The sequence below is a fragment of the Agromyces sp. Marseille-Q5079 genome (assembly GCF_051016555.1).
Taxonomy (GTDB): domain Bacteria; phylum Actinomycetota; class Actinomycetes; order Actinomycetales; family Microbacteriaceae; genus Agromyces.
On sequence record NZ_JBPEJF010000008.1, the window covers coordinates 38,494 to 61,175 of the forward strand.

Consider the following 22,682-nt stretch of genomic DNA (forward strand, 5'->3'; position numbering starts at 1 on the left):
TCTCCGGGCGCGTTCGTCATCTCCAGTTGCGTTCGTCGCCCGACAGGTCGTGCGGCGAATCCGCCCGGTGGCGCCGTCGACCTACGAGGCGAGGTCGCGCCCCCGCGCGGCGATGACGCCGATGAGCCGCTCGAGTGCGAACACCGGGTCGCGCTCGGCACCCTTCACCGCGGCGTCGGTGCGGGCCAGCGCCACGATCGCGCGCTGCAGGCCCTCATCGCTCCATCCCGCGAGATCGCGACGGGCACGGTCGACCTGCCACGGTGCGAGGCCGAGGGATGCCGCGGCCTGCCCTCCCCCGCGGACGCCGGAGACCTTCGCCATCGTGCGGATCTTCATTGCGAACGCCGCGACCATCGGCACCGGGTCTGCGCCGCTGTCGAGCGCATGGCGCAGAGCGACGAGCGCGTCGCCGTGCCGACCCGCGATGGCGGCGTCGGCCACCTCGAACGCGTTCGTCTCGACGCGGCCGCCGTAGTACTTCGCGACGACCGCCTCGGTGATGTCGCCCGGGGTGTCGGCGAGCAGCTGCCGGCATGCGGCCGAGAGCTCGCCGAGGTCGTCGCTGAAGGCCGCCACCAGGGAGCGCAGCGCCCTCGGGGCGATCTTGCGCCCGGCCGCGCGGATCTCGGCCTGCACGAACTCCTGCTTGTCGGACTCGCGCTTCAGTTCGGCGCACACGATCTCGATCGCCCCGCCCTGCCCCGACCGGATGGCATCGAGCATCTTCTTGCCGCGGACGCCGCTGCGGTGCCGGAGGACGACGGTCGTCGACTCCGCCGTCTGCGAGAGGTAGTCGAGGACGTCGAGGATCAGGTCGTCGGTCGCCTTCTCGGCGCCGTCGATGCGGATGAGTCGAGCCTCGCCGAAGAGCGACGGGCTGGCGAGCGTGATGAGCTCGCCGCGCTGGTAGGCGTCTCCGGAGATCTCGCTGACCTCGAGGTCGGGGTCTTCGGCGCGGAGCAGGTCTCGCAGCATGCCGGACGCGCGATCGGCCAGCACGTCTTCTGGACCGGAGATGAGGACGACCGGTGCCGGCCTGACCTGATTCCATGGGAGTTGCGGGATCGCCGCACTCGCACGAGTCCCGCCACGTGCACCGGTTCGAGCCGCCACGGCACCTCCCATTCGGCTCCAGTCTACGGTCGGGGTGCGACATCGCCGGAGTCGTGCTCGACCCAGAGGCGGTAGCCGCCGCCCTCCTCGGCGGTGAGGAGGGACGTTCCCGTGCGATCGCTGCGGACGGGCACCGTGCCCACGCGCGCGAGCAGGTCGAGCAGCCGGTCGGTGGGGTGACCGTAGCCGTTGTCGGCGCCGACGCCGATGACGCCGACCGTGGCCTGCAGCGTCTCGTACAGGCGCTCGCTCTGGTCGGCCGAACCGTGGTGGGCCACCTTCACGAGATCCACCCGCCCGAGCCTCGCCGAGGCCGCCATGCGCGCCTGCGCCTCCTCGCCGAGGTCCCCGAGGAAGATCGCCCGGCCGAGTACGCCGTCCAGTTGCAGGACGACGCTCGCGTCATTGCCGGGCTGCGCCTTCGCGGGCGGCCAGAGCACGCGCCATCGTGCATCGCCGAGCGACCCGCTGCGTCCCGCGGCGACCTGGATCGTCTCGGCCCCGGCATCCCGGAGCGGCTCGAGCACGCGCGCCGAGCGCTCGGCGTCGAGCGGCCCGTGGATCACCGCGCCGACCGTTCCGACGACCGCGCTGCTGCCGCCCACGTGGTCGGCGTCCCAGTGGGTGAGCACCAGCAGGTCGATGGCCTCGACGCCGAGGAGCGCGAGGCACCGGTCGAGGGCCGCAGGATCGGGGCCGGTGTCGATGAGCGCCGTGGCCCCCTCGGACCGGACGAGCACGGCGTCGCCCTGCCCGACGTCGCAGTTCGCGACATCCCAGTCGACCGGATGCTGCGCTCGTGCCACGAGCCCCGGGCCGACCGTGATGCCCACCGGGACGGCGATCAGCAGGATCGCCAGCGCCGCGACGATGCGTCGCGTCGGCCCGCCCGCGCTGCGGGACAGCGCGAGCCAGAGCGTCGCGGCCGTCGCGGCGACGAGGAGGACGGCCCCCCAGGCGTCTGCGGGCCACGGCAGGCGAGCGCCCGGCAGTCCCGATGCGCCGTGCGCGATGAGCGCGATCCAGGTGGCGGGCAGCCACGCGACCTGCATGAGCGCGTAGCCGACCGACGGCAGCACCGGCAGCACGAGGCATCCGATCATGCCGACGATGGTGCCGACCGGTGCCGCCGGCGCGGCGAGCAGGTTCGCCGGCACGCCGTAGAGGGCGATCGACGGGTCGAGCAGGACGAGTACCGGCTGGCACGCGAGCTGCGCCGCGATCGGCACGGCGAGCACGACCGCGAGGGGCGTCGGCATGACGTCGGCGAGCCGGCGGGCGAGCGGCCCGGCCAGGAGCAGCAGCCCCGCGGTGGCCGCCGCCGAGAGGGCGAACCCGTAGTCGCGGGCCAGCCACGGGTTCACCGTCAGGAGGACCACGACCGCGAGGGAGAGCGCGGATACGCCGCCCGAGCCGCGGGCCAGCGCCATGCCGATCAGGATCACGACGGCCATCGCCGCGGCGCGGATGACGCTCGGCTGCGGAGTCACCAACACCACGAATCCCGCCAGCGCGACGAGCGACACGACGATGCGCGCGCCTCGCCCGAGCCCGCACAGCGCGGCCAGCGCGAATGCGGCCGCGGTCACGATCGCGCAGTTCGCCCCGGACACGGCGGTCAGGTGGCTCAGCGAACTCGTCTTCATCGCGGTGTCGAGGTCGGTGCCGACCGCGGACGTGTCGCCGATCGCGAGTCCGGGCACGAGCGCCCCGCCGTCGCCGCCGAGCGAGGTCGCGGCCTCCGCGAACCGCTCGCGGAGGCCGGTGGCCCACCCGAGCCATGCCGGCGAGGGCGACGCGAGCGCGACCTCCCCGGGGCTCACCAGGCGGAACGCGTTCGGCTCGACGGCCGGGAGCGGCTGCGCCCTCGCGGCGAAGGCGATGCGCGAGCCCCATTCGACCCGATCGGACGCGCTGAGCCCGACCGTCACCGGAACGCCCGCGACGGCGGATCCGTCGACGGCGACGAGCGTGCCGTCCACGCGCATGAGCGGCGTCGCGTCCGCCCAGACGCCCGCGCGCATCTGGCGCGGCGGGCTCGTCACCTCGATGACGACGTCGACCGTGCTCCGCGACGAGGCGGATTCGGCGAGCGGGGACGTCTCGCGCATGCCGTGCCCGATCGTCGCGCTCGTGGACGCGAGCGCAGCGCAGGCCGTCACGACGAGGAGCGTGGCGATGAGCGAGGACGCGTGCACCCGCCTCGAACCGGGATGGCGCGGTCGTCCTGCGCGCGTGCTCCGTGCGACGAGCAGCACGAGGACGACGAGCAGCACGGCCCCCGCGCCCCAGAGGATCGCCGACACCCCGGCGGGGTCGAGGCCGAGATCGGGCGCGACGACCGCGATCCACGCGAACGCCCAGGCCGCGCACGCCGGACCCAGCAGGCGGAGGTCGCGCACTCAGAGGGCCACGAGTTCGGCCAGCCCGGAGAACACCGCATCGCCGATGCCCGTGACGTCGAGCAGTTGGTCGACGCTCGTGAACGGGCCGTTCGCCTCGCGGTAGTCGAGGATGCGCTGGGCCAGCGCCGGCCCGATGCGCGGCAGCGTGTCGAGTGCGGCGACATCGGCCGTGTTCAGGTGCACCAGTCCGTCGGATGCCGCGCCGCCGCCCGACGCGGCACCGGCTCCGCCGGCAGCGGGTGCGGCCGGCAGCTCGCCGATCGCGAACACCACGAGCTGCTCGCCGTCGACCACCGGCCGCGCGAGGTTCACGCCCGCGGGATCCGCGTCGGCGGTGAACCCGCCGGCCGCGGCGACCGCGTCGACGACTCTCGCGCCCGGGTCCAGCTCGACGAGTCCCGGTTCCGCGACCGCGCCCAAGACGTGGACGAGCAGCGGCGTGGCCTGCACGTCGACGACGCCGCCCTCGGCGTCACCGGCCGGGCCCTGCGATGCCGGCGGCACTCCGATCGAGGCCTGCTCGCCGCCGCCGCCGGCGAAGAAGGACATCACCGCGGCCACGGCGACCGCCCCGACGAACAGCACGACCGCGGCCCCCACGGCGATGCGCACCCTCGGCGTCGACCGACGCGCCGACGGATCGAGCGCCTCGAATGGATCGCCGGATGCCGGCGGTTCGGCGGATGCGTGCGGCTCGGCGGCGGCCGGATCGACGGCAGTGCGTGCGGGCATGCCCGCACGCTACGGCTCCCTGGACGCGGAACGGCCGCCCAGGGTCCGGAACCCGGGCGGCCGTCGCCGTCTCAGTGCTGTGGAGGAGCGCTCAGCCCGGTCAGCCCTTCGTGGCGATGTTCACGAGACGCGGCGCACGGACGATGACGTTGACGATCTCGCGGTCGCCGATCGATCGCGCCACCGCGGCCGACGCCCTGGCGAGGCCCTCGAGCTCGTCGCCCGAGATCTTCGGCGACACCTCGAGACGATCGCGCACCTTGCCGTCGACCTGCACGACGGCCGTCACCGATTCCTCGATGAGCAGCGCCGGGTCGGCCTTGCGCCACGGCACGAGGGCGACGGTCGGCTCGTAACCGAGCCGAGCCCACATGTCCTCGGCGGTGTACGGGGCGAACAGGTCGAGGATCATCGCGGTGACCTCGGCCGCCTCGCGGACGGCGGCGTCGCCCGCACCGGCTCCCGAGTCGATCGTCTTGCGCGTGGCGTTGACGAGCTCCATGAGCCGAGCCACCACCACGTTGAACTTGAACGCCTCGACGAGGCCGGGTGCGTCGGCCAGCAGTCGGTGGGTGATCCGACGCAGCGCGGTGTCGCCGGTCTTCCACTCGACATCGGGGCTCGAGGTGACCTCGCCCGAGATGCGCCACGCGCGTGCCAGGAACTTGGCCGCACCCACCGGCGAGACATCCGCCCAGTCGATGTCGTCCTCCGGCGGACCCGCGAAGGCCAGCGTCACGCGCAGCGCGTCGGCGCCGTGCGCGCCGAGCTCGCTCGCGAACTCGACGAGGTTGCCCTTGGACTTGCTCATCTTGGTGCCGTCCATGATGACCATGCCCTGGTTCAGCAGCGAGGTGAACGGCTCGGTGAAGCTCAGGTACCCCGCATCGAAGAGCACCTTCGTGATGAAGCGCGAGTACAGCAGGTGCAGGATGGCGTGCTCGACGCCGCCCACGTACTGGTCGACGGGCGCCCACTTCTCGGCCTCGGCCGGGTCGAACGCGCGGCCCTCGTCGTTCGGGTTGAGGTAGCGCAGGTAGTACCAGGAGCTGTCGACGAACGTGTCCATGGTGTCGGAGTCACGACGCGCCGCTCCCCCGCAGTTCGGGCAGGCGACGTTGACCCAGTCCTCGGCCGCGCCGAGCGGGCTCGAGCCCTTGGGCTTGAGGTCCAGCCCCGCGGCATCCGGCAGTCGCACCGGGAGCTCGCTCTCGGGCACCGGCACCTCGCCGCAGTCGGGGCAGTGGATGATCGGGATGGGCGTGCCCCAGTAGCGCTGACGCGAGATCAGCCAGTCGCGCAGCCGGTAGTTCTTCGCCGCACGACCGAGGCCGCGGTGCTCGAGCAGGTCGATGACCCGCCGGATCGCGTTCGACTTGGAGAGCCCGTCGAGCGGACCCGAGTTGATGAGTCGGCCCTCGCCGGTCAGCGCCTCGCCGGTCTCGGCCGGGTTCAGCGACGGCAGGTCGTCGGGCAGGTACGGGACGCCGTTCTCGTCGAGCGGGATCACGGGGATCACGCCCGTCACGGGCTGGTTCGTGTCGACGACGACGCGCACCGGCAGGTCGAAGGCGCGCGCGAAGTCGAGGTCGCGCTGGTCGTGCGCGGGCACGGCCATGATGGCGCCGTGGCCGTAGTCGGCCAGCACGTAGTCGGCCGCCCAGATGGGCAGGCGCTCGCCGTTGACGGGGTTGATCGCGTAGCGCTCGAGGAACACGCCCGACTTGGGCCGGTCGGTCGCGAGACGGTCGATGTCGCTCTCGGCGCGCACCGAGTCGAGGTAGCCCTCGAACCGGGTCCTGACCTCGTCGGATGCCCCGGCCGCGAGCTCGGCGGCGAGCTCGGAGTCGGGTGCGACGACCATGAAGGTCGCGCCGAAGAGCGTGTCGGGGCGCGTCGTGAACACGGGGATCCGCGCCTCGCGGCCCTCGATCTCGAACTCGACGTCGGCGCCGGCCGAGCGTCCGATCCAGTTGCGCTGCATCGAGAGCACCTTCGACGGCCACGCGCCCTCGAGCTGGTTGAGGTCGTCGATGAGGCGGTCGGCGTAGTCGGTCACGCGGAAGTACCACTGCGTGAGGGCCTTCTTCGTGACGACGGCGCCGCAGCGCTCGCAGTGCCCGTCGACGACCTGCTCGTTGGCGAGCACCGTCTGGTCGTTGGGGCACCAGTTGACCTGGCCCGCCTTGCGGTAGGCGATGCCCTTCTCGTAGAGCTTCAGGAACAGCCACTGGTTCCAGCGGTAGTACTCGGGGTCGCTCGTGTGGAGTTCGCGCGACCAGTCGAAGGACGGCGCGTACTGGCGGAACGAGCGCTTCTGCTGCTCGATGTTCTCGTAGGTCCATCCGCGCGGGTCGACGCCGCGCTTGATGGCGGCGTTCTCGGCGGGCAGGCCGAAGGAGTCCCAGCCGATGGGGTGCAGCACGTCGAAGCCCTGGTGGCGCCAGTAGCGGGCCACGGTGTCGCCGTAGCCGAACGCCTCGGCGTGGCCCATGTGCAGGTCGCCCGACGGGTACGGGAACATGTCGAGGATGTACTTGCGCGGCTTCGTGTCACCGGGGCGGCCGGCCGTGAACGGCTTCGCCTCTTCCCACACGGGAAGCCACTTCGCCTGGATGGCGGCGAAGTCGTATGCGCCGGGGTCGACCTCGTGCTGATCGTGTGCCACGTGACTCTCAATCGTGTCGATGCGGTTGCCCGCACAGCTTCTGGGCACGCCAGACGTCGACGCACCGAGAGTCAAGCCTACTCACTCGGGCTGTGCGCTCGCCGCGCCCAGGACCGCGAGCAGCGCGCGGGCCTTGACCCGGGTCTCCTCGATCTCCTCGGATGCGTCGGAGAGGGCCGTGATGCCGCCGCCGGTGCCGATCGACGCGCCGCTCGGACCGAGCACGATCGAGCGGATGACCATGGCGAGGTCGACGCTGCCGTCGACCGCGAGGTAGCCGAACGCGCCCGAGTACACGCCGCGCGGTCCGGCCTCGAGCCCGTGCAGGATGTGCATCGCGCTGTGCTTGGGAGCGCCGGTCATCGACCCCGCCGGGAACGCCGCCCTCACGGCGTCGAGCGAGGTGAGCGGATGCCGCAGCCGGGCGCGCACGGTCGAGACGAGCTGGTGCACGTGGGGGTACTCCTCCACCGCGAGCAGGCTGGGGACCTCGACCGTGCCGAGCTCGGCGACGCGGCCGAGGTCGTTGCGCATGAGGTCGACGATCATCAGGTTCTCGGCGCGCTCCTTCTCGCTCTCCAGGAGTTCGCGCCGGAGGCGACGATCCTCCTCGGCGTCGGGATGGCGCGGCCGGGTGCCCTTCATCGGCTTGGTCGAGACGACGCCGTCGGGCGTGACGTGGAGGAACAGCTCGGGCGAGGCGCTGAGCAGCGCGTGCTCGCCGAATCGCAGGTACCCGCCGTGGTGGCTGGGGCTCGACGCGCGGAGCGCGAGGTACGTCGCGGCCGGATCGGGCGTCACGTCGACGTCGATGCGGTTGGTGAGGCAGAGCTGGTAGGCGTCTCCTCGGTGGATCGCGTCCTGGCATGCTGCGATGAGTCCGGCGTAGGCCTCGGGCGTGTGCCGCCAGCGCACGTGCGGCGCCGGCGCCGTCGCCGACCGGGCCGGCTCGGCGTCGGCCTCGGCACCCTCGACGAGTCGCGTCCACGTCGCGGCCACCTCGCGCGACCAGGACCCGACGGAGGCGTCGCCGTCGTCTTCGTGACCACCTTCGTCGTCGCCGTCGAGCCAGGCCAGCTCAGCCGAACGTGTCGCGTGATCGAAGACGACCGCGCGATCGACCCAGAGGAACGCGGCGTCCGGGGCATCCGTCGGGGCGGCGGGCACCCCGACCACGTGCGCACCGAACTCGTAGCCGAACCAGCCGAACCAGCCGAGCGGGGCGTCGCGCGCGCCGTCGCCCTCGGCCTCGGCCTCGACGCGGTGCTCGCCGAGGTGCTCAGCCAGCACGGCGAAGACGTCGTCGACCGAGGCCGGACTCGTCGAGGTCGTGCGATCGGATGCCGCGAGCGGGCCTCGCGAGACCGTGCCCGTCGCGACATCCGCCGTGACGAACTCGCTGCCGTGATGCGCGGCGGCCAGGATGCTGAGGCCGTCGGCGGCGCCGGGTCCGCCGTCGAGCCAGACGACATGGGAGGCATCGGAGTACAGCGCGCGGAAGAGCAGGTGCGGATCGATCCACCCGTCGAGCCGGCGGCGTCGGATTCGGCGCGGCATCCCCTCACCCTACGTCGTCGTGCGGCCCTCGAGGCGTCCGTCGGCGATGGCGAACTCCCGGTCTACAAGCGCGCCGTCGACGGGCGCGTGGGAGATGACGAGCACCGTGCGGCCGTCGTGGCGGGCGGCGGCCACGAGGTCGCGCATGAGCGCGTCGGCCTGCGCCGCGTCGACGTTCGCCGTGGGCTCGTCGAGCACGAGCACGGGGAACCCGGCGAGCGTCGCGCGCGCGAGCGCGATGCGCTGCGCCTGCCCGCCGGAGACGAGCGAGCCGCGCTCGCCGACGGCGGCATCGAGTCCGCCGCGCTCGAGGACCCACTCGCGGAGGCCCACGAGGTCGAGGGCGTCGAGCAGTTCGGCGTCGGTGGCCTCCTCACGTGCGAACACGAGGTTCTGGCGCACGGACTCGTCGAACAGCCACGGTCGCTGCTCCACGAGGCCGACGACGGTGCGCAGCGCGTCGGGGTCGAGCTCCTCGGCCTCGACGTCGTCGAGTCGGTAGGAGCCCTCGTAGTCGAGGAACCGCACGAGCACGTGCGCGAGCGTGGTCTTGCCGGCGCCCGAAGGCCCGCGGAGCAGCACGCACTCCCCCGGCAGGAGATCGAGGTCCACGCGTTCGAGTGCGGCTCCGGAGGCCTCGGGAAGCATGGGCGGCGGACCGTCGTCCGAGGTGGGCGCGGTCGCGGGCCAGGTCGCCCGGATGCCGCGCAGGCGCACTCGCGGCGGCCGGTCGCCGCTCGGCAACGCGACCGGGTCCGCCGGCGCGACGGGGATGCCGGCGGGCACGTCCGCGGGCACGGCCCGCTCGACCCGCTCGGCGCTCGCCCGGGCGATGCGCCACGACGTCGCCGCGAGCGGGATCGCGGCGGCGACCTCGGCGATGGCGAGCGGCACGAGGCACAGCACCGCGAAGGTCGGCCCGTCGATGCGGCCGTCGGCGAGCAGCGGCGAGGCCGCTGCGAGGCTCGCCGCGACGGCGATGCCGCCGATCGCGGTCATGGCCGCGGATGCCCCGCCGGCGACGGCGATGCGAGCGCGGGTCGCTCGCGCGAGTCGTTCGCCGAGGCGTTCGATGCGACGCCGGCTCGCGTCGGCCGCGTCGAACGCGACGAGCACGTCCACCGCCTGCACGTGCTCGAGGACCGCGGCCTGCATCTCGCCGCGGAGCGGCGCCAACTCGCGGTCGGCGCGCCGCGCCGCCCCGCGCTGGGCGAGCAGCGTGAGGCCGATGCCGGCCACGAGACATCCGAGGATCGCGAACGCGGACCCCGGTGCGAGAATCGCCACGCCGACCACCGCGGCGACGAGCACGACGAGCGCGCTCACGACCGGCTGCACGACGCGCAGGGCCACGTTCTGCAGGTCGTCGACGTCGTCGACGAATCGTGCCAGCAGGTCACCGCGTCGAATGCCGGCCATCCCGTCGGGGGCGACCGGCAGCATCCGCTCGAACACGCCCGTGCGGATGCTCGCGAGCTGTCGGAACGACGCGTCGTGCCCGGTGAGCCGTTCGAGGTAGCGGAACGCAGCGCGGCCGAGCGCGAACGCGCGCACGCCGACGACTGCGACGGAGAGGTACAGCACCGGCGGCTGCTCGGCGGCCCGCGCGATCAGCCACGCGGAGCAGGCGAGGAGGGCGATGGCCGAGGCGGCGGATCCGATGCCGGCGAGGATCGACGGCGCGAGCCGGCCCGCGGACGGCAGCGCGGCCCGCATGACGGCGGTGCGAGGCTCAGACACGGGCACCCTCCAGGTCGAGCACCCGATCGGATGCCGCCGCGAGCGCGGCACGGTGGGTCGCGACGAGCACGGTCACGCCCTCGTCGGCGAGCTCGCGCAGGCCGTGGGCCAACGCCGCCTCCCGGGCGGGATCCTGCGCCGACGTCGGCTCGTCGAGGAGGAGCACCGAAGCGCCGCCTGCGAGGACCCGGTGGATGGCCCGCGCGGTGGCGACCCGCTGCGCCTGTCCGCCCGAGAGCCCCGTTCCGCCGGGGCCGACCAGCGTGGCCGCATCGAGTTCGACCGCAGCCAGGCGCATGGCCCGCTCCGCGAGCTCGGGCGCAGCCTCCTCGAGGCCGAGCCTCACGTTCGAGGCGACCGAGCCCGGCAGGAGCGACGGGCTCTGAGGAGACCACGCGAGCGCCGACCTGGCGGCCGCGCCCGGCCGCACTCCGGCGAGACGGATGTCGCCCTCGAACGGCAGGAATCCGAGGATCGCGCCGAACAGGCTCGACTTGCCGACGCCGCTCGGGCCGGTGATCGCGACGATCTCGCCCGGCAGCGCACGGAGGCCGACGCGCTCGACGATGGTGCGCTCATCGCGTCGGACGGCGACGTCGGACACGATGAGGCCGGGCGCGGCATCCGAAGCCGGGTCATCCGACTGCCGACACATCCGGCCGGCCTCCGTCTCGGCCGCCTCGAACAGGTCGAACGCGTCGGCCGAGGCCGTGACACCGGCCGACGAGGCGTGGAACGCGGCACCGACGTTGCGCACGGGGAGGAAGACCTCGGGTGCGAGGACGAGCACGAAGAGACCCGGGAGCAGCCCGATCTCGCCCCACACGAGGCGGAAGCCGATCGAGACGGCGACGATCGCGACCGACAGGCTCGCCGCGAACTCGAGCGTGAACCCCGAGAGGAAGGTCACGCGCAGCACGCTCATGGTCCGCTTGCGCACGTCCTCGGTGACGGCGCGGATGCGCGCGACCTGTCGCTGGGCGCGGCCGAACACGATGAGGGTCGAGAGCCCGCCGACCACCTCGAGGAATCCCCGCGAGAGCGTGGTGAGGCTCTCGTACTGGCGCTGCTGCACGCCCGCGGTGGCCATGCCGATGAGCGCCATGAACACCGGGATCAGCGGCAGCACGATCACCAGCACGAGCCCCGACAGCGGGTCGGCCAGCCACACCACCACGACGAGGATCGGCGTCGCGATGGCGGTGAGGACCAGTTGCGGCAGGTACGAGCCGAAGTAGGCGTCGAGGGCGTCGAGGCCGGGCCCGAGCAGTGTCGCCGTGCGCGCGCTCGGGAATCCGGGCACGCCCGCGGGGGCGGCCTCGAGCGCGTGCAGCACGTCGCCGCGCACCTCCTGCTTCACGCGCATCGCTCCCGCGGACCCGACGACGTCCCAAAGCCATGCGGCTCCCGCACGAACGGATGCCGCGACCGCGAGGCCGACGAGCCACGGCCAGTCCGCGAGCAGGCTGCCCCCGTCGATCAGGTCGACGACGAGCGTCGAGAGCGACAGGGCGAACCCCACGATCGCGGCGGCCTGCAGGAGGGCGAGGGCGCCGCCGAGCAGGAGGAACCTGCGCGCGGCGCGGGAACGGCGGACGAGTCTCGGGTCGAGTGGCTTCACGTTCAGTGCGCGGCGGCCTCGATCGACGCGCGCGTCACCCGCTTGCGGAAGACCCAGTACGTCCAGCCCTGGTAGAGCAGCACGATCGGCAGGGTGAACAGCGCCACCCAGCTCATCACGGTGAGCGTGTACTCGGTGCTCGACGCGTTCTCGATCGTGAGGCTGTTGGCCGGATCGTTCGAGGCGGGCATGACGTCGGGGAACAGCGCCGAGAACAGCGCGAGCACGGCCGTGGCGACCGTCACCGCGAGCAGCGTGAACGCGACGCCCTCGGCTCCGCGCAGGTTCATGAGCCAGCCGCCGATGAGGGCGAATGCCGCGATCGCCGCGAAGATCCAGAACCAGAGGGTGCCGAAGGCGAGCCCGGTCCAGAGCAGGAACGAGGCCGCGACGACGATCGTGACGAGGCCCGACCGGGTCGCGAGGCGCTGTGCGCGCTCACGCAGGTCGCCGTCGGTCTTCAGCGACGCGAACACCACGCCGTGCGTGAAGAACAGCAGCAGGGTCGTGAGCCCGCCGAGCAGCGCGTACGGGTTCAGCAGCGTCAGGAGGTTGCCCGTGAAGTTGTGGTCGGCGTCGAGCGGCACGCCCGCCACGATGTTCGCGAACGCCACGCCCCAGAGGAGCGCCGGAACGGCCGAGCCGACGACGATCATGCCGTCGAACCACGCCTTCCACTTCGAGTCGGGCCGCTTGTGCCGGTACTCGAACGAGACCCCGCGGGCGATGAGGGCGAGCAGGATGAGCAGCAGCGCGAGGTAGAACCCCGAGAAGAGCGTGGCGTACCACTCGGGGAAGGCCGCGAAGAGCGAGGCGCCCGCGACGATCACCCACGTCTCGTTGAGGTCCCACACGGGGCCGATCGTGTTGATGAGCACGCGGCGGTCGGTGTCGTCCTTGCCGAGGAACGGCAACGACATGCCGACGCCGAAGTCGAATCCGTCGAGCACGAAGTACCCCACGAAGAGGAACGCGACGATCCAGAACCAGAGTGTTGCGAGATCCATCTCCATCGCCTCCTAGTACACCGTCGTCGCGGGTTCGATCTTGCCGGTCTCGGGATCGGGATCGCCGACCTCGGGTGGGCCCTTGCGGATCGCCTGGATGATCAGGCGCACCTCGACCACGGCGAGGATGCCGTAGACGAGCGTGAACGCGACGAGCGAGATGAGCACCTCGACGCCGGTGACGTACGGCGAGACGCCCGACTCCGTCTTCATGAGGCTGAAGACGATCCATGGCTGGCGGCCCATCTCGGTGAAGACCCAGCCGACGCTCATGGCGAGCAGCGAGAGGGGGAAGCTCCAGATCGCGACCTTCCAGATCCATGCCTGCTTCGGCATGCGCCCCTTTCGCGTGACCCAGAGGCCGACGACCGCGATGATCACGTGCAGCAGGCCGAGGCCGATCATCCAGCGGAACGCCCAGTACGTGACCCAGAGGATCGGCGCGTAGTCGCCGGGTCCGAACTGCTCGGTGTACTGGGCCTGGAGGTCGTTGATGCCCTCGACGCAGCCGTCGAACGTATGCGTCGACAGGAAGGAGAGGAGGTACGGGATGCGGATCGAGAAGAGCTCGCTCGAGCCGTCGGGCGTGCCGAGCGTGAAGATCGAGAACGAGGCATCCGCCCCGCAGACGGTGTCGAACGTGGCCTCGGCCGCGGCCATCTTCATGGGCTGGGTGGCCACCATCGCGAGACTCAGCTGATCGCCGAAGAGCGTCGTGAGGATGCCGGAGCCGATCATGAGCCAGAGGCCGTACTTGAGCGCGGGGCGCATGGTCTCGAGGTTGCGGTTGCGGGCGAGGTGCCAGGCCGCGGCGCTGATGATGAGACCGGCGGCGACCATGAAGCTCGCCGCGATCGTGTGCGGGAACGCGGCGAGCACGACCCGGTTCGTGAGCAGCGCGCCGATGTCGACGAGCTCGGCGCGGCCGCCGTCGCCGCTCATCTCGTAGCCGACGGGGTTCTGCATGAACGCGTTCGCAGCGAGGATGAAGTAGGCCGACAGGATGGTGCCGACCGCCGTCGCCCAGATCGTGGCCAGGTGGATGCCGCGCGGCAGCTTGTCCCAGCCGAAGATCCAGAGGCCGATCATCGTGGCCTCGAAGAAGAAGGCCAGGAGGCCCTCCATCGCGAGCGGAGCGCCGAAGACGTCGCCGACGAATCGCGAGTACTCCGACCAGTTCATGCCGAACTGGAACTCCTGCACGATGCCCGTGACCACGCCCATGGCGAAGTTGATCAGGAAGATGTTGCCGAAGAACCGCGTGATGCGCAGGTACTCGGTCTTGCCCGTGCGGAACCAGGCGGTCTGGAAGACCGCGGTGGTGGTCGCGAGGCCGATCGTGATGGGCACGAAGAGGAAGTGGTACACGGTCGTCAGGCCGAACTGCCATCTGGCCAGCAGCAGCGGATCGAGCAGGTCGTTCACGGTTGCCCCTTTCGCATGCGACTGCGTCGCGATGACCAACTTCTACAGAGCGTAGAACATTCAGGCGCCGAGCGGTAGTCTGGAAGCATGGCGAGTCTCGGAGAACTGGAGCGCTCCGTGATGGAGGTGCTCTGGGCGAACGACGCCACCCTCACGGCCAACGAGCTGCGCGACGCGCTCGCGCTCCGCGGCGATCCGTCCGGGCGGGTGGTGGCGACGACGACGGTGCTCACCGTGCTCTCCCGCCTCGAACGCAAGGGCTTCGTCGCCCGCGCTCGCGAACAGCGTCCGCACCGGTACCGCGCGCTGCTCTCGCGCGAGGAGCACACCGCCGAGCTCATGCACGAGGTGCTCGACCGCTCGAGCGACCGCGACGCGGCGCTCGCCCGGTTCGTCGGCACCGTGAGCGCCGGCGAGGCCGCCACGCTCCGCAGGCTCCTCGACGAACTCGCGCACCGCTGACCATGCTCGCCATCGCCGTCGTCCTGGGCGCGATCGCCGTGACACTCGCGTGGCCCGTTCCGATGGCCCTCTCGCGGGCCGCGTGGCCGGCTCACGCCCCCGCACGGGCCCTCATGCTGTGGCAGGGCATCGCACTCGCCGGCGCGTTCTCGATGATCGGCAGCCTCCTCGCGTTCGCCGCGATCCCCGCCGGATCCCTGCCGGCGGCGGCCGAGCACCTCGTCCCCGCACTGCTGCAGGGCGCGATCCCGCCCGAGTACGCCGTGATCCACCTCGCCGCCCTCACGCTGGCCATCGGCCTCGCGATCCACCTGGCCCTGAACGTCGCGCAGACCGCGGTTCGCGCCGAACGCGAACGCCGACGCCAGCACCACCTCATCGCCATCCTCGGCGACCCGATGCCGGGCATGCCGCACACGCGCGTGCTCGCCCACCCCGAGCCGCTCGCCTACTGCGTGCCGGGCATCCGCACGGCGACCGTGCTGACCGACGGTCTGATCGACGCGCTCCGGCCCGACGAGCTCGCCGCCGTGATCGCGCACGAACGCGCCCACCTCGACCAGTTCCACCATCTGGTGCTGCTCTCGTTCCGCGCGTGGCACAGCGCGCTGCCGTGGTTCCCGATCGCCAATCGCGCCGAACGGGCGGTCGCACTCCTGACCGAGATGCTCGCCGACGACACCGCACGGCGCGAGGTCGGCGACCTGACCCTCGGGTCGGCGATGCTCCTCGTCGGCACCTCGGGCGAGCCCGGCGCCTACGCCGATTCCGGCGGCATCAGCCCCGATCGCGCGATGCTCGACGCGCGCCTCGCACGCCTTGGAATCAGCCTGTAGTCTGACGCGCCGCCGCACGCGCGCGGTTACGCTCGAACGATGAACGAGATCCTCGACTGGATCCTGAACACCGTTCAGAGTGTCGATCCCGTGGCGCGCACGCTGCTCGCAGGCCTCGGCATGCTGCTCGAGACCTCCGTGCTCATCGGGCTGATCGTGCCGGGCGACACCATCGTGCTCGTCGCCTCGACCGCGATCGACGGCATCGGCCAGTACTTCGCGCTCGTCGTCGCGGTCATCGCGGGCGCCCTCATCGGCGAGAGCATCGGCTTCGCACTCGGCCGCTGGTTCGGACCGCACATCCAGCACTCCCGACTCGGACGTCGCCTCGGCGAGGAGAACTGGCGGCGGGCCCAGCGGTACCTCGATCGGCGCGGCGGCCCCGCGGTCTTCATCTCCCGGTTCCTCCCGGTGCTGCACTCGCTCATCCCGCTGACGGTGGGCATGAGCACGATGCGCTACCGGCGCTTCATCGCCTGGACCCTGCCGGCCTGCGTCATCTGGACCTTCGCGTACGTCAGCGTCGGCGCCCTCGCCGCCGAGGGCTACCGGGAGCTCAGTCGCGAGCTGCACTGGGCCGGCTACCTCTTCGTCGCCGTGATCGTCGTCTTCCTCGCCGTCGTGTGGCTCGCGAAGCGCTGGATCTTCCGGTCCGAGGCGGCCCACATGGCGGATGCCGCGGGCAGTCGCGTTGCTGCAGGCGTTGGCGTCGCCGACGAGGTCGTCTCCACCGGGCCGGCCGAGACCGGGCCCGACGTGTACGAGATCGCGGCCGACGACGTCGCGTCGGTGTCGAACGACCACGAGGGGCCGGATGCCGCGGCATCCGACCCCTCGCAGACGTGACCGGGACCTAGAAGAGGTCCTGCTCCGCGAGCCAGTCCTTCGCGATCTGGTCGGCGGACTGCTGCTCGTCGACGCTCAACGAGTTCAGCGACACGAGTTCCTGCGGGGTGAGTGCAGCGCTGACCGTGTTGATCACGTCGGCCGCCTCGTCGGTGATCTTCTCGCTGACCACGGGGACGACGTTGGACGCGAGGAAGAGCCCCTTCGGGTCCTCGAGCGTGACGAGGTCGTTCGCCTCGATGTTGGGGTCGGCGCTGTAGATGTTCACCATCTGCACCTGGTCGTCGACGAGCGCCTTGAGCGTCAGCGGTCCGCCGCTGTCCTCGATCGGCGTGAACGACACGTCGACGCCGTACACCGACTTGAGCCCCTCGGGTCCGTAGGGACGGGTCTCGAGCTCGGAGTTGCCGCCGAGCGTGATCGGCGTGGACACGTCGGCGAGGTCCTCGAGGCTCGTGACGCCGTTCGCGTCCGAGAACTCCTTGGTGACGTTGTACGAGTCCTGATCGGTCGCGGGCGACTGGTCGAGCACCCGCAACCCGTCGGGAAGGGCGTCCGTGAGCGCGGCGTACACGTCATCGCTCGTCTTCGCCTCGGTGTCGGGCTCGTAGAACTGGAGGAGGTTCCCCGTGTACTCGGGGAACAGGTCGATCGAGCCGTCCTCGATCTCGGGGATGTAGACCTCTCGCTGGCCGATGCGGAGGTCGCGCTCCACGGTGAAGCCGTTCGCCTCGAGCGCCTGCGCGTAGATCTCCGCGATGATCTCGTTCGAGTAGTAGTCCTGCGAGCCGACGACGATCGTCTCCGACGCCCCGTCGCTCCCACCCGATCCGCTGTCGAGCGGATCTCCGGACGAACACCCTGCCAGGGCCACTGTCGCCCCGACCGCGACCAATGCAAGCGCACCGAGCCGGCCTCTTCCTGCTGTGAACATTCGTGCTTTCCCTTCGATTCGGGTCACCCCGTGGCCGCTCGCGACCGGGATGGCCGTGAGCGGAGCTCTCTGTCCTGCGTCGCCCGCACACCGGCCGGCACGACGAGCCGCTGGATGACGGCGAAGCATCCGTCGATGGCGAGTGCGAGGGCGATCACCAGAATGGAACCGCCGAGCATCTCCGCGTAATCCCTTGTCTTCAAACCCTGGAAGATGTAACGCCCGAGACCCTCGTCGGCGATGTAGGCGGCGAGGGTCGCCGTCGCGATGATCTGCACCGAGGCCGAGCGGATGCCGCCCACGAGGATCGGCAGGCCGAGCGGCAGCTCGACGCCGCCGACGATCTGCAGCTCGCGCATGCCCATCGCCCTCGCTGCATCGATGGTGCGGCGATCGACCGACTCGAACCCCGCGTAGGCGCCGGCCAGCAGGGGCGGGATCGCGAGGATGACGAGCGCGAGGATCGGCGCCGTGAGGCCGATGCCGATCCAGAGGCCGAACAGGGTGAGCACGCCGAGCGTCGGCAGCGCACGCAGTCCGCCGGACACCATGACCGCGGCCTCCCGGCCTCGGCCGGTGTGCCCGATGAGCGCGCCGATCGGCAGCGAGATGACCATCGCGATGAGCAGCACGGTCGCGGACACCGCCAGGTGCTGCCCGAGCCGCTCGGGGATGCTGCCCGGGCCCGTCCAGTTGGCCGGGTCGAGGATCCAGGCGAACCCGTCGACGAAGAGGTTCATGCGGCACCCGCCACCCGCTCGGGCGCCTCGATCGCCCGCTCGCGGGCGGCGCGCCGCGCGCTCGGGGTCCTCGTCCACGGCAGGACGGCACGCCCGATCAGCACCGCCGCGAGATCGAGAGCCAGGGCGAGCACGATCGTCGCCACGATGCCGGTGATGATCTCCGCCTGGATGCCGCGCTGGAAGCCGTCGGTGAAGAGGCTGCCGAGGCTCTGCACGCCGATGACCGCGCCGACGGTCGCGAGGCTCACCGTGCTCACGATGACCACGCGGAGGCCGGAGAGCAGCACCGGACCGGCCAGCGGGAGCTCGACGCCCCAGAATCGACCGAAGCCCGAGTAGCCGAGCGCGGTCGCCGACTGGCGCACGTCGCGCGAGACCGAATCGAACGCGTCGGCCGCCGTGCGCACCATGACGGCGACGCCGTAGATCGTCAGCGCGATCACGAGGTTGACGGGAGAGCGCAGTCCGAACCCGGTCAGCGGCGGGAGGGCGATGAACAGGGCCAGCGACGGGATCGCGTAGAGCAGCGCGGAGATCGAGAGCAGCACACCGCGCGACCAGGCGTAGCGATGCGCGGTCCAGCCGAGCGGGATCGAGAGCACGAAACTCAGGATGACAGCCGGCACCGTCAGGCCGAGGTGCACGAGCATGAGTTCGCCGACCTCGTCGAGGTTCGCCCAGAACCACGTCACGGGGTGAGCACCCCTGCCGGGCGACCGTCGCCGTCGACCACGACCGTGCGCCCGTCGACGTCGGTCAGGTGCAACGCGCGCTTGCCGCGGTCGGCCCCGACGAAGTCGGCGACGAACGCGTCGGCCGGCGACGCGAGGATCTCGGCGGGCGAGGCCGCCTGCGAGATGTGCCCGCCCTGCTGCATGATGACCACCTGGTCGCCCAGGAGGAACGCCTCGTCGATGTCGTGCGTGACGAACACGACGGTCTTGCCCAGCTCGCCCTGGAGGCGGATGAGCTCCTGCTGCAGCTCGGATCGCACGATCGGGTCGACCGCGCCGAAGGGCTCGTCCATCAGGAGGATGTTCGGGTCGACGGCGAGGCCGCGGGCCACGCCGACGCGCTGCTGTTGGCCGCCCGAGAGCTGCGCCGGGTACTTGTCGGCCAGCGAGCGGTCGAGTCCGACCGTGTCGAGCAGCTCGAGGGCGCGGGACCGGGCCTGCCGGCGCGTGACCCCGGTCAGCACGGGGACGGTCGCGACGTTGTCGACGACGGTGCGGTGCGGGAGGAGTCCCGAGTTCTGCATCACGTAGCCGATGCCCCGCCGGAGCCGGACCGGATCGAGCGTCGCGACATCCGTGCCGTCGATGAGCACCGTGCCGCCGGTCGGGTCGACCATCCGGTTGATCATGCGCAGCAGGGTCGTCTTGCCCGACCCGGAGGACCCCACGAGCACGGTGGTGGTGTGCGGTTCGATCACGATGTCGACGCCCTCCACGGCGACCGTGCCGTCGGGATATCGCTTCGTGACGTCGCGGAACTCGATCATCGGTGCCCCTCATCCCTGGAACGGACGGGTGCCCGATCGCCAGTTCTCCAGCCAAACACCAATCGGCCGCGGAGGCAACGCCGACGGCGCGGAGTGCGCGTCGGGGTGACGGGTGGCTGCGGGCAGCCGGCCTCAGGCCGCGGTGCTCGCGGCGCGCGGCGTGCCGACGTGCTCGAAGAGGTAGGTGCGCACGAGGCTGCGCGCCTCGGCGAGGTAGGCCTCGTCGCCGTCGATCGATCGCTCGAACGCCCGGTTGATGAGGGCGTGACCGATCTCGAGCGCCACGCCCAGCCGGAAGCTGAGCACGTCGTCCTCGACCTCGACCTCGAACTCGCTCGCGATCAACCGCGCCAGGCGCGTGGAGAACTCGGGCTCGTGGTCGTCGTCGCGGTCCCGGCGTCCGGCATGGACCACCGTGAAGCCGGGCTCGTCGCGGTACATCGTGATGCACACGTCGAGCGCGATGTCGACGAGGTCCCACCAGGTGTCGGGCGACGTGCCCGCCATGTCGTCGACGACGCGCTCGCGGTACCGACGGATGGCACGTTCGCGGAGCGCGTTCACGACGGCGACGCGATCGGGGAAGTAGCGGTAGACCGTGCCGATGGACGCCCCGGCACGCTCGGCCACCATCTGCGTGGTGAGTCGCTCGAACCCGGATTCGTCGACGATGTCGGCGGCGGCGTCCAGCAGCGCATCGAGACGCTGCGAACTCCGACGTTGGGTCGGCTCGGTGCGGACTGAGCGCTTCATGCTCGAATCGGCCCCGAGGATCAGGTCGACATTCGGCACGGAACCTCCTCAGTTTGCGGGGTCCACTCTACCTGCCGTCGAAGGTGCTCGAGACCACGCCCGCCGGCCGTTTCGTTCCGGGGCATCCGGGCATGACAGACTGAGTGGATGCCGGCGAGCCCCCTAGATCCGGCCGGATCCCGAGAGCGCGTGGTCCGGCATCGCGCCGCGCGCGTCGAAGACTGGATCCATGATCGGCACGTGCGGTGGGCGCGGTGGCGTGGGCAGGTGCCGACAATCGTCCCGTACACCGGCTACGGCTCCACCGAATGGGTGCGCGTCTTATGCCGCGTGCTGCTGAGCCGTCCGATCGCCGAAGACGAGCCGTCGCCCCGACGGCGCCGACGCCGCGAGCAGGGCATCCGCGGATGGCGCAGCTTCACGAGCGCCCCGGTCGGCGACGTGCCGGTGCTGATCGACATCGCGGGACAGCGCATCGAGGTGCTCGCCGATCGCGGCGGCGTGGTCGACACGCGCATCCCGGTCTCGCTTCCGCCGGGCTGGCACCGCGCCACGCTCAGCACGGAGGGCGCCGAACCGGTCGAGGCCCCGATCCAGGTGCTCTCCCCCGACGTCTCGTTCGGCATCATCTCCGATGTCGACGACACCGTGATGGTCACGGCGCTCCCGCGACCGTTCGTGGCGTTCTGGAACACGTTCGTGCTCGACGAGCACGCCCGCATCCCCACGCAGGGCATGGCGGTGCTCTACGACCGCCTCGTGCGCGCGCACCCCGGCGTGCCGATCATCTACCTCTCCACCGGCGCCTGGAACGTCGCGCCGACGCTCACGCGCTTCCTCTCGCGCAACCTCTATCCGTCGGGGCCCCTACTCCTGACCGACTGGGGCCCGACGCACGATCGCTGGTTCCGCAGCGGCCGGGCGCACAAGGAGGAGAACCTGCGCCGTCTCGCGGGCGAGTTCCCCGGCATCCGGTGGCTGCTCATCGGCGACGACGGACAGCACGACGAGGCCATCTACGCCGACTTCGCGTCCGAGCATCCCGACCACGTCGCGGCGATCGCCATCCGCACGCTGTCCAAGGGCGAGGCGGTGCTCGCCGGCGGTCGCGGCAAGGCCGACCAGGGCGGCGTGCACGTGCCGTGGGTCTCGGCGAGCGACGGATCGACCCTCGCCGACCGGCTCTCCACCGCCGGCGTGCTCTGACCGCCCCGGCCGAAACCGGCGTGCGCCGACCCGCTCTGGCCGGCGTCGGTCGCGTCAGGCGGCGACGGATGCCGCGTCGCGTGCGCGACGGCGACGGAGCTCGACGAGCCCGCGGTTGATCTGCCGGGCCCACGTCGGGCCGCGGTAGATGAAGGCGGAGTATCCCTGCACGAGCGTCGCACCCGCGTCGAGGCGCTCCTGGACGTCTGCAGCCGTCTCGACGCCGCCGACGGAGATCACGCAGAGGTCGGCCGGAACGTGTTCGCGGACCAGCCGGAGGACCTCGAGCGACCGCGTCGCGAGGGGCGCTCCGGAGAGGCCGCCGGCGCCGATCCGCTCGATCTCGGCTGCCGAGGCGGTCAATCCCGTGCGGGCGATGGTCGTGTTGGTCGCGATGATGCCGTCGAGCCGCAGGCGGGTCGCGAGCTCGCAGATGCGCGCGACCTCGTCGTCGGCGAGGTCGGGGGCGATCTTGACGAGCAGCGGCGTGCGACCCGCGGCGGCCCTGACAGCCTCGAGCAGGGGGGCGAGCGCGTCCAGCTCCTGGAGGCCGCGGAGACCCGGCGTGTTCGGCGAGCTCACGTTCACCACGAGGTAGTCGGCGTAGGGGGCGAGCACCCGCGTGCTGCGCTCGTAGTCAGGAACGGCGTCCTCGACCGCGGTGACCCGGCTCTTGCCGATGTTGATGCCGAGGACGGGCCGGTGCCGGCGACGCGACAGGCGCGAGAGACGCCCGACCGCGGCATCCGCACCGTGGTTGTTGAAGCCCATGCGGTTCACCAGGGCGCGGTCGCCGATGATCCGGAACAGGCGCGGGCGTTCGTTGCCCGGCTGCGCGATCGCGGTGATCGTGCCGACCTCGACGTGGCCGAACCCGAGGTTGCCGAGGCCGCGCACGGCGTAACCGTCCTTGTCGAACCCGGCGGCCACGCCGAACGGCGACGGGAAGCGCAACCCGAGCGCCTCGACCGCGAGCGACTCGCTCGGCTTCGTGAACGACTCCACCAGTCGGCCGAGGCCGAGCGTCGGCAGCAGCCGGATGAAGCGGAACGCGAAGTGGTGCGCGTCCTCGGCGTCCATGCGCTTGAAGACGAGGGAGAAGATGAGGGGATACATGCCGTCTTTCAGGA

The 22,682-nt window shown here is 71.5% G+C and carries 18 protein-coding genes and 1 pseudogene; 4 read left to right on the forward strand and 15 right to left on the reverse strand.

Going from position 1 to position 22,682, the window contains the following annotated elements; all coding sequences use genetic code 11:
- Positions 1-81: 81 nt before the first annotated feature.
- The 9 genes from holA to ACR3IO_RS16130 form a co-directional block, all read right to left on the reverse strand.
- Complete coding sequence (holA, locus tag ACR3IO_RS16090) at positions 82-1,128, reverse strand: DNA polymerase III subunit delta (RefSeq protein WP_434072237.1); 1,047 nt, start codon at positions 1,126-1,128, stop codon at positions 82-84.
- 11 nt (positions 1,129-1,139) lie between these two features.
- On the reverse strand, positions 1,140-3,518 hold the full coding sequence (locus tag ACR3IO_RS16095) for a ComEC/Rec2 family competence protein (RefSeq protein ID WP_434072238.1): 2,379 nt from the start codon (positions 3,516-3,518) through the stop codon (positions 1,140-1,142).
- Entirely contained in the window at positions 3,519-4,253 is a 735-nt protein-coding gene (locus tag ACR3IO_RS16100; RefSeq protein WP_434072239.1) for a ComEA family DNA-binding protein, read from the reverse strand.
- Between the two features lie 100 nt (positions 4,254-4,353).
- Positions 4,354-6,921, reverse strand: coding sequence for a leucine--tRNA ligase (gene leuS / locus ACR3IO_RS16105; protein WP_434072240.1), 2,568 nt, complete (start codon positions 6,919-6,921; stop codon positions 4,354-4,356).
- An 81-nt stretch (positions 6,922-7,002) separates the two neighbouring features.
- On the reverse strand, positions 7,003-8,478 hold the full coding sequence (pabB, locus tag ACR3IO_RS16110) for an aminodeoxychorismate synthase component I (protein ID WP_434072241.1): 1,476 nt from the start codon (positions 8,476-8,478) through the stop codon (positions 7,003-7,005).
- Positions 8,479-8,487: 9 nt separating this feature from the next.
- A complete protein-coding gene (gene cydC / locus ACR3IO_RS16115; protein ID WP_434072242.1) occupies positions 8,488-10,218 on the reverse strand; it encodes a thiol reductant ABC exporter subunit CydC in 1,731 nt (576 codons plus the stop codon).
- Positions 10,211-11,839 carry a thiol reductant ABC exporter subunit CydD gene (gene cydD / locus ACR3IO_RS16120; RefSeq protein ID WP_434072243.1) on the reverse strand — a complete coding sequence of 543 codons (1,629 nt, stop codon included), beginning with the start codon at positions 11,837-11,839 and terminating at the stop codon, positions 10,211-10,213. The genes cydC and cydD overlap by 8 nt, the downstream gene beginning before the upstream one ends.
- 2 nt (positions 11,840-11,841) lie before the next feature.
- On the reverse strand, positions 11,842-12,846 hold the full coding sequence (cydB, locus tag ACR3IO_RS16125; protein WP_434072244.1) for a cytochrome d ubiquinol oxidase subunit II: 1,005 nt from the start codon (positions 12,844-12,846) through the stop codon (positions 11,842-11,844).
- Between the two features lie 12 nt (positions 12,847-12,858).
- The gene (locus tag ACR3IO_RS16130) at positions 12,859-14,271 is read right to left on the reverse strand and encodes a cytochrome ubiquinol oxidase subunit I (RefSeq protein WP_434072245.1); all 1,413 of its coding nucleotides are present in this window, start codon (positions 14,269-14,271) and stop codon (positions 12,859-12,861) included.
- An 87-nt stretch (positions 14,272-14,358) separates the two neighbouring features.
- Between ACR3IO_RS16130 and ACR3IO_RS16135 the strand changes: the two genes are divergently transcribed.
- From ACR3IO_RS16135 to ACR3IO_RS16145, 3 genes and pseudogenes are all read left to right on the forward strand, one after another.
- Positions 14,359-14,733 carry a BlaI/MecI/CopY family transcriptional regulator gene (locus tag ACR3IO_RS16135; protein WP_434072246.1) on the forward strand — a complete coding sequence of 125 codons (375 nt, stop codon included), beginning with the start codon at positions 14,359-14,361 and terminating at the stop codon, positions 14,731-14,733.
- A 2-nt stretch (positions 14,734-14,735) separates the two neighbouring features.
- Complete coding sequence (locus ACR3IO_RS16140; protein ID WP_434072247.1) at positions 14,736-15,569, forward strand: M56 family metallopeptidase; 834 nt, start codon at positions 14,736-14,738, stop codon at positions 15,567-15,569.
- A gap of 39 nt (positions 15,570-15,608) precedes the next feature.
- A pseudogene (locus ACR3IO_RS16145) lies at positions 15,609-16,250 on the forward strand (DedA family protein); the annotation flags it as partial.
- Positions 16,251-16,422: 172 nt separating this feature from the next.
- Here ACR3IO_RS16145 and ACR3IO_RS16150 read toward each other — a convergent pair.
- The 5 genes from ACR3IO_RS16150 to ACR3IO_RS16170 all read right to left on the reverse strand — a co-directional run bounded on the left by ACR3IO_RS16150 (position 16,423) and on the right by ACR3IO_RS16170 (position 20,385).
- On the reverse strand, positions 16,423-17,349 hold the full coding sequence (locus ACR3IO_RS16150) for an ABC transporter substrate-binding protein (protein WP_434072248.1): 927 nt from the start codon (positions 17,347-17,349) through the stop codon (positions 16,423-16,425).
- A gap of 23 nt (positions 17,350-17,372) precedes the next feature.
- Positions 17,373-18,089 carry an ABC transporter permease gene (locus ACR3IO_RS16155; protein ID WP_434072249.1) on the reverse strand — a complete coding sequence of 239 codons (717 nt, stop codon included), beginning with the start codon at positions 18,087-18,089 and terminating at the stop codon, positions 17,373-17,375.
- The gene (locus ACR3IO_RS16160) at positions 18,086-18,784 is read right to left on the reverse strand and encodes an ABC transporter permease (protein ID WP_434072250.1); all 699 of its coding nucleotides are present in this window, start codon (positions 18,782-18,784) and stop codon (positions 18,086-18,088) included. The genes ACR3IO_RS16155 and ACR3IO_RS16160 overlap by 4 nt, the downstream gene beginning before the upstream one ends.
- Complete coding sequence (locus ACR3IO_RS16165; protein ID WP_434072251.1) at positions 18,781-19,593, reverse strand: ABC transporter ATP-binding protein; 813 nt, start codon at positions 19,591-19,593, stop codon at positions 18,781-18,783. Before ACR3IO_RS16165 ends, ACR3IO_RS16160 begins: the two co-directional genes overlap by 4 nt.
- 132 nt (positions 19,594-19,725) lie before the next feature.
- Positions 19,726-20,385 carry a TetR family transcriptional regulator gene (locus ACR3IO_RS16170; RefSeq protein WP_434072252.1) on the reverse strand — a complete coding sequence of 220 codons (660 nt, stop codon included), beginning with the start codon at positions 20,383-20,385 and terminating at the stop codon, positions 19,726-19,728.
- 228 nt (positions 20,386-20,613) lie between these two features.
- On the opposite strand from ACR3IO_RS16170, the gene ACR3IO_RS16175 reads away from it, so the two are divergent.
- Positions 20,614-21,552: an App1 family protein gene (locus tag ACR3IO_RS16175; RefSeq protein WP_434072253.1), complete on the forward strand. Its 939-nt coding sequence runs from the start codon at positions 20,614-20,616 to the stop codon at positions 21,550-21,552.
- Between the two features lie 54 nt (positions 21,553-21,606).
- Here the strand turns inward: ACR3IO_RS16175 and ACR3IO_RS16180 are convergent, their stop codons facing one another.
- Positions 21,607-22,668: a quinone-dependent dihydroorotate dehydrogenase gene (locus tag ACR3IO_RS16180; protein ID WP_434072254.1), complete on the reverse strand. Its 1,062-nt coding sequence runs from the start codon at positions 22,666-22,668 to the stop codon at positions 21,607-21,609.
- Positions 22,669-22,682 lie beyond the last annotated feature (14 nt).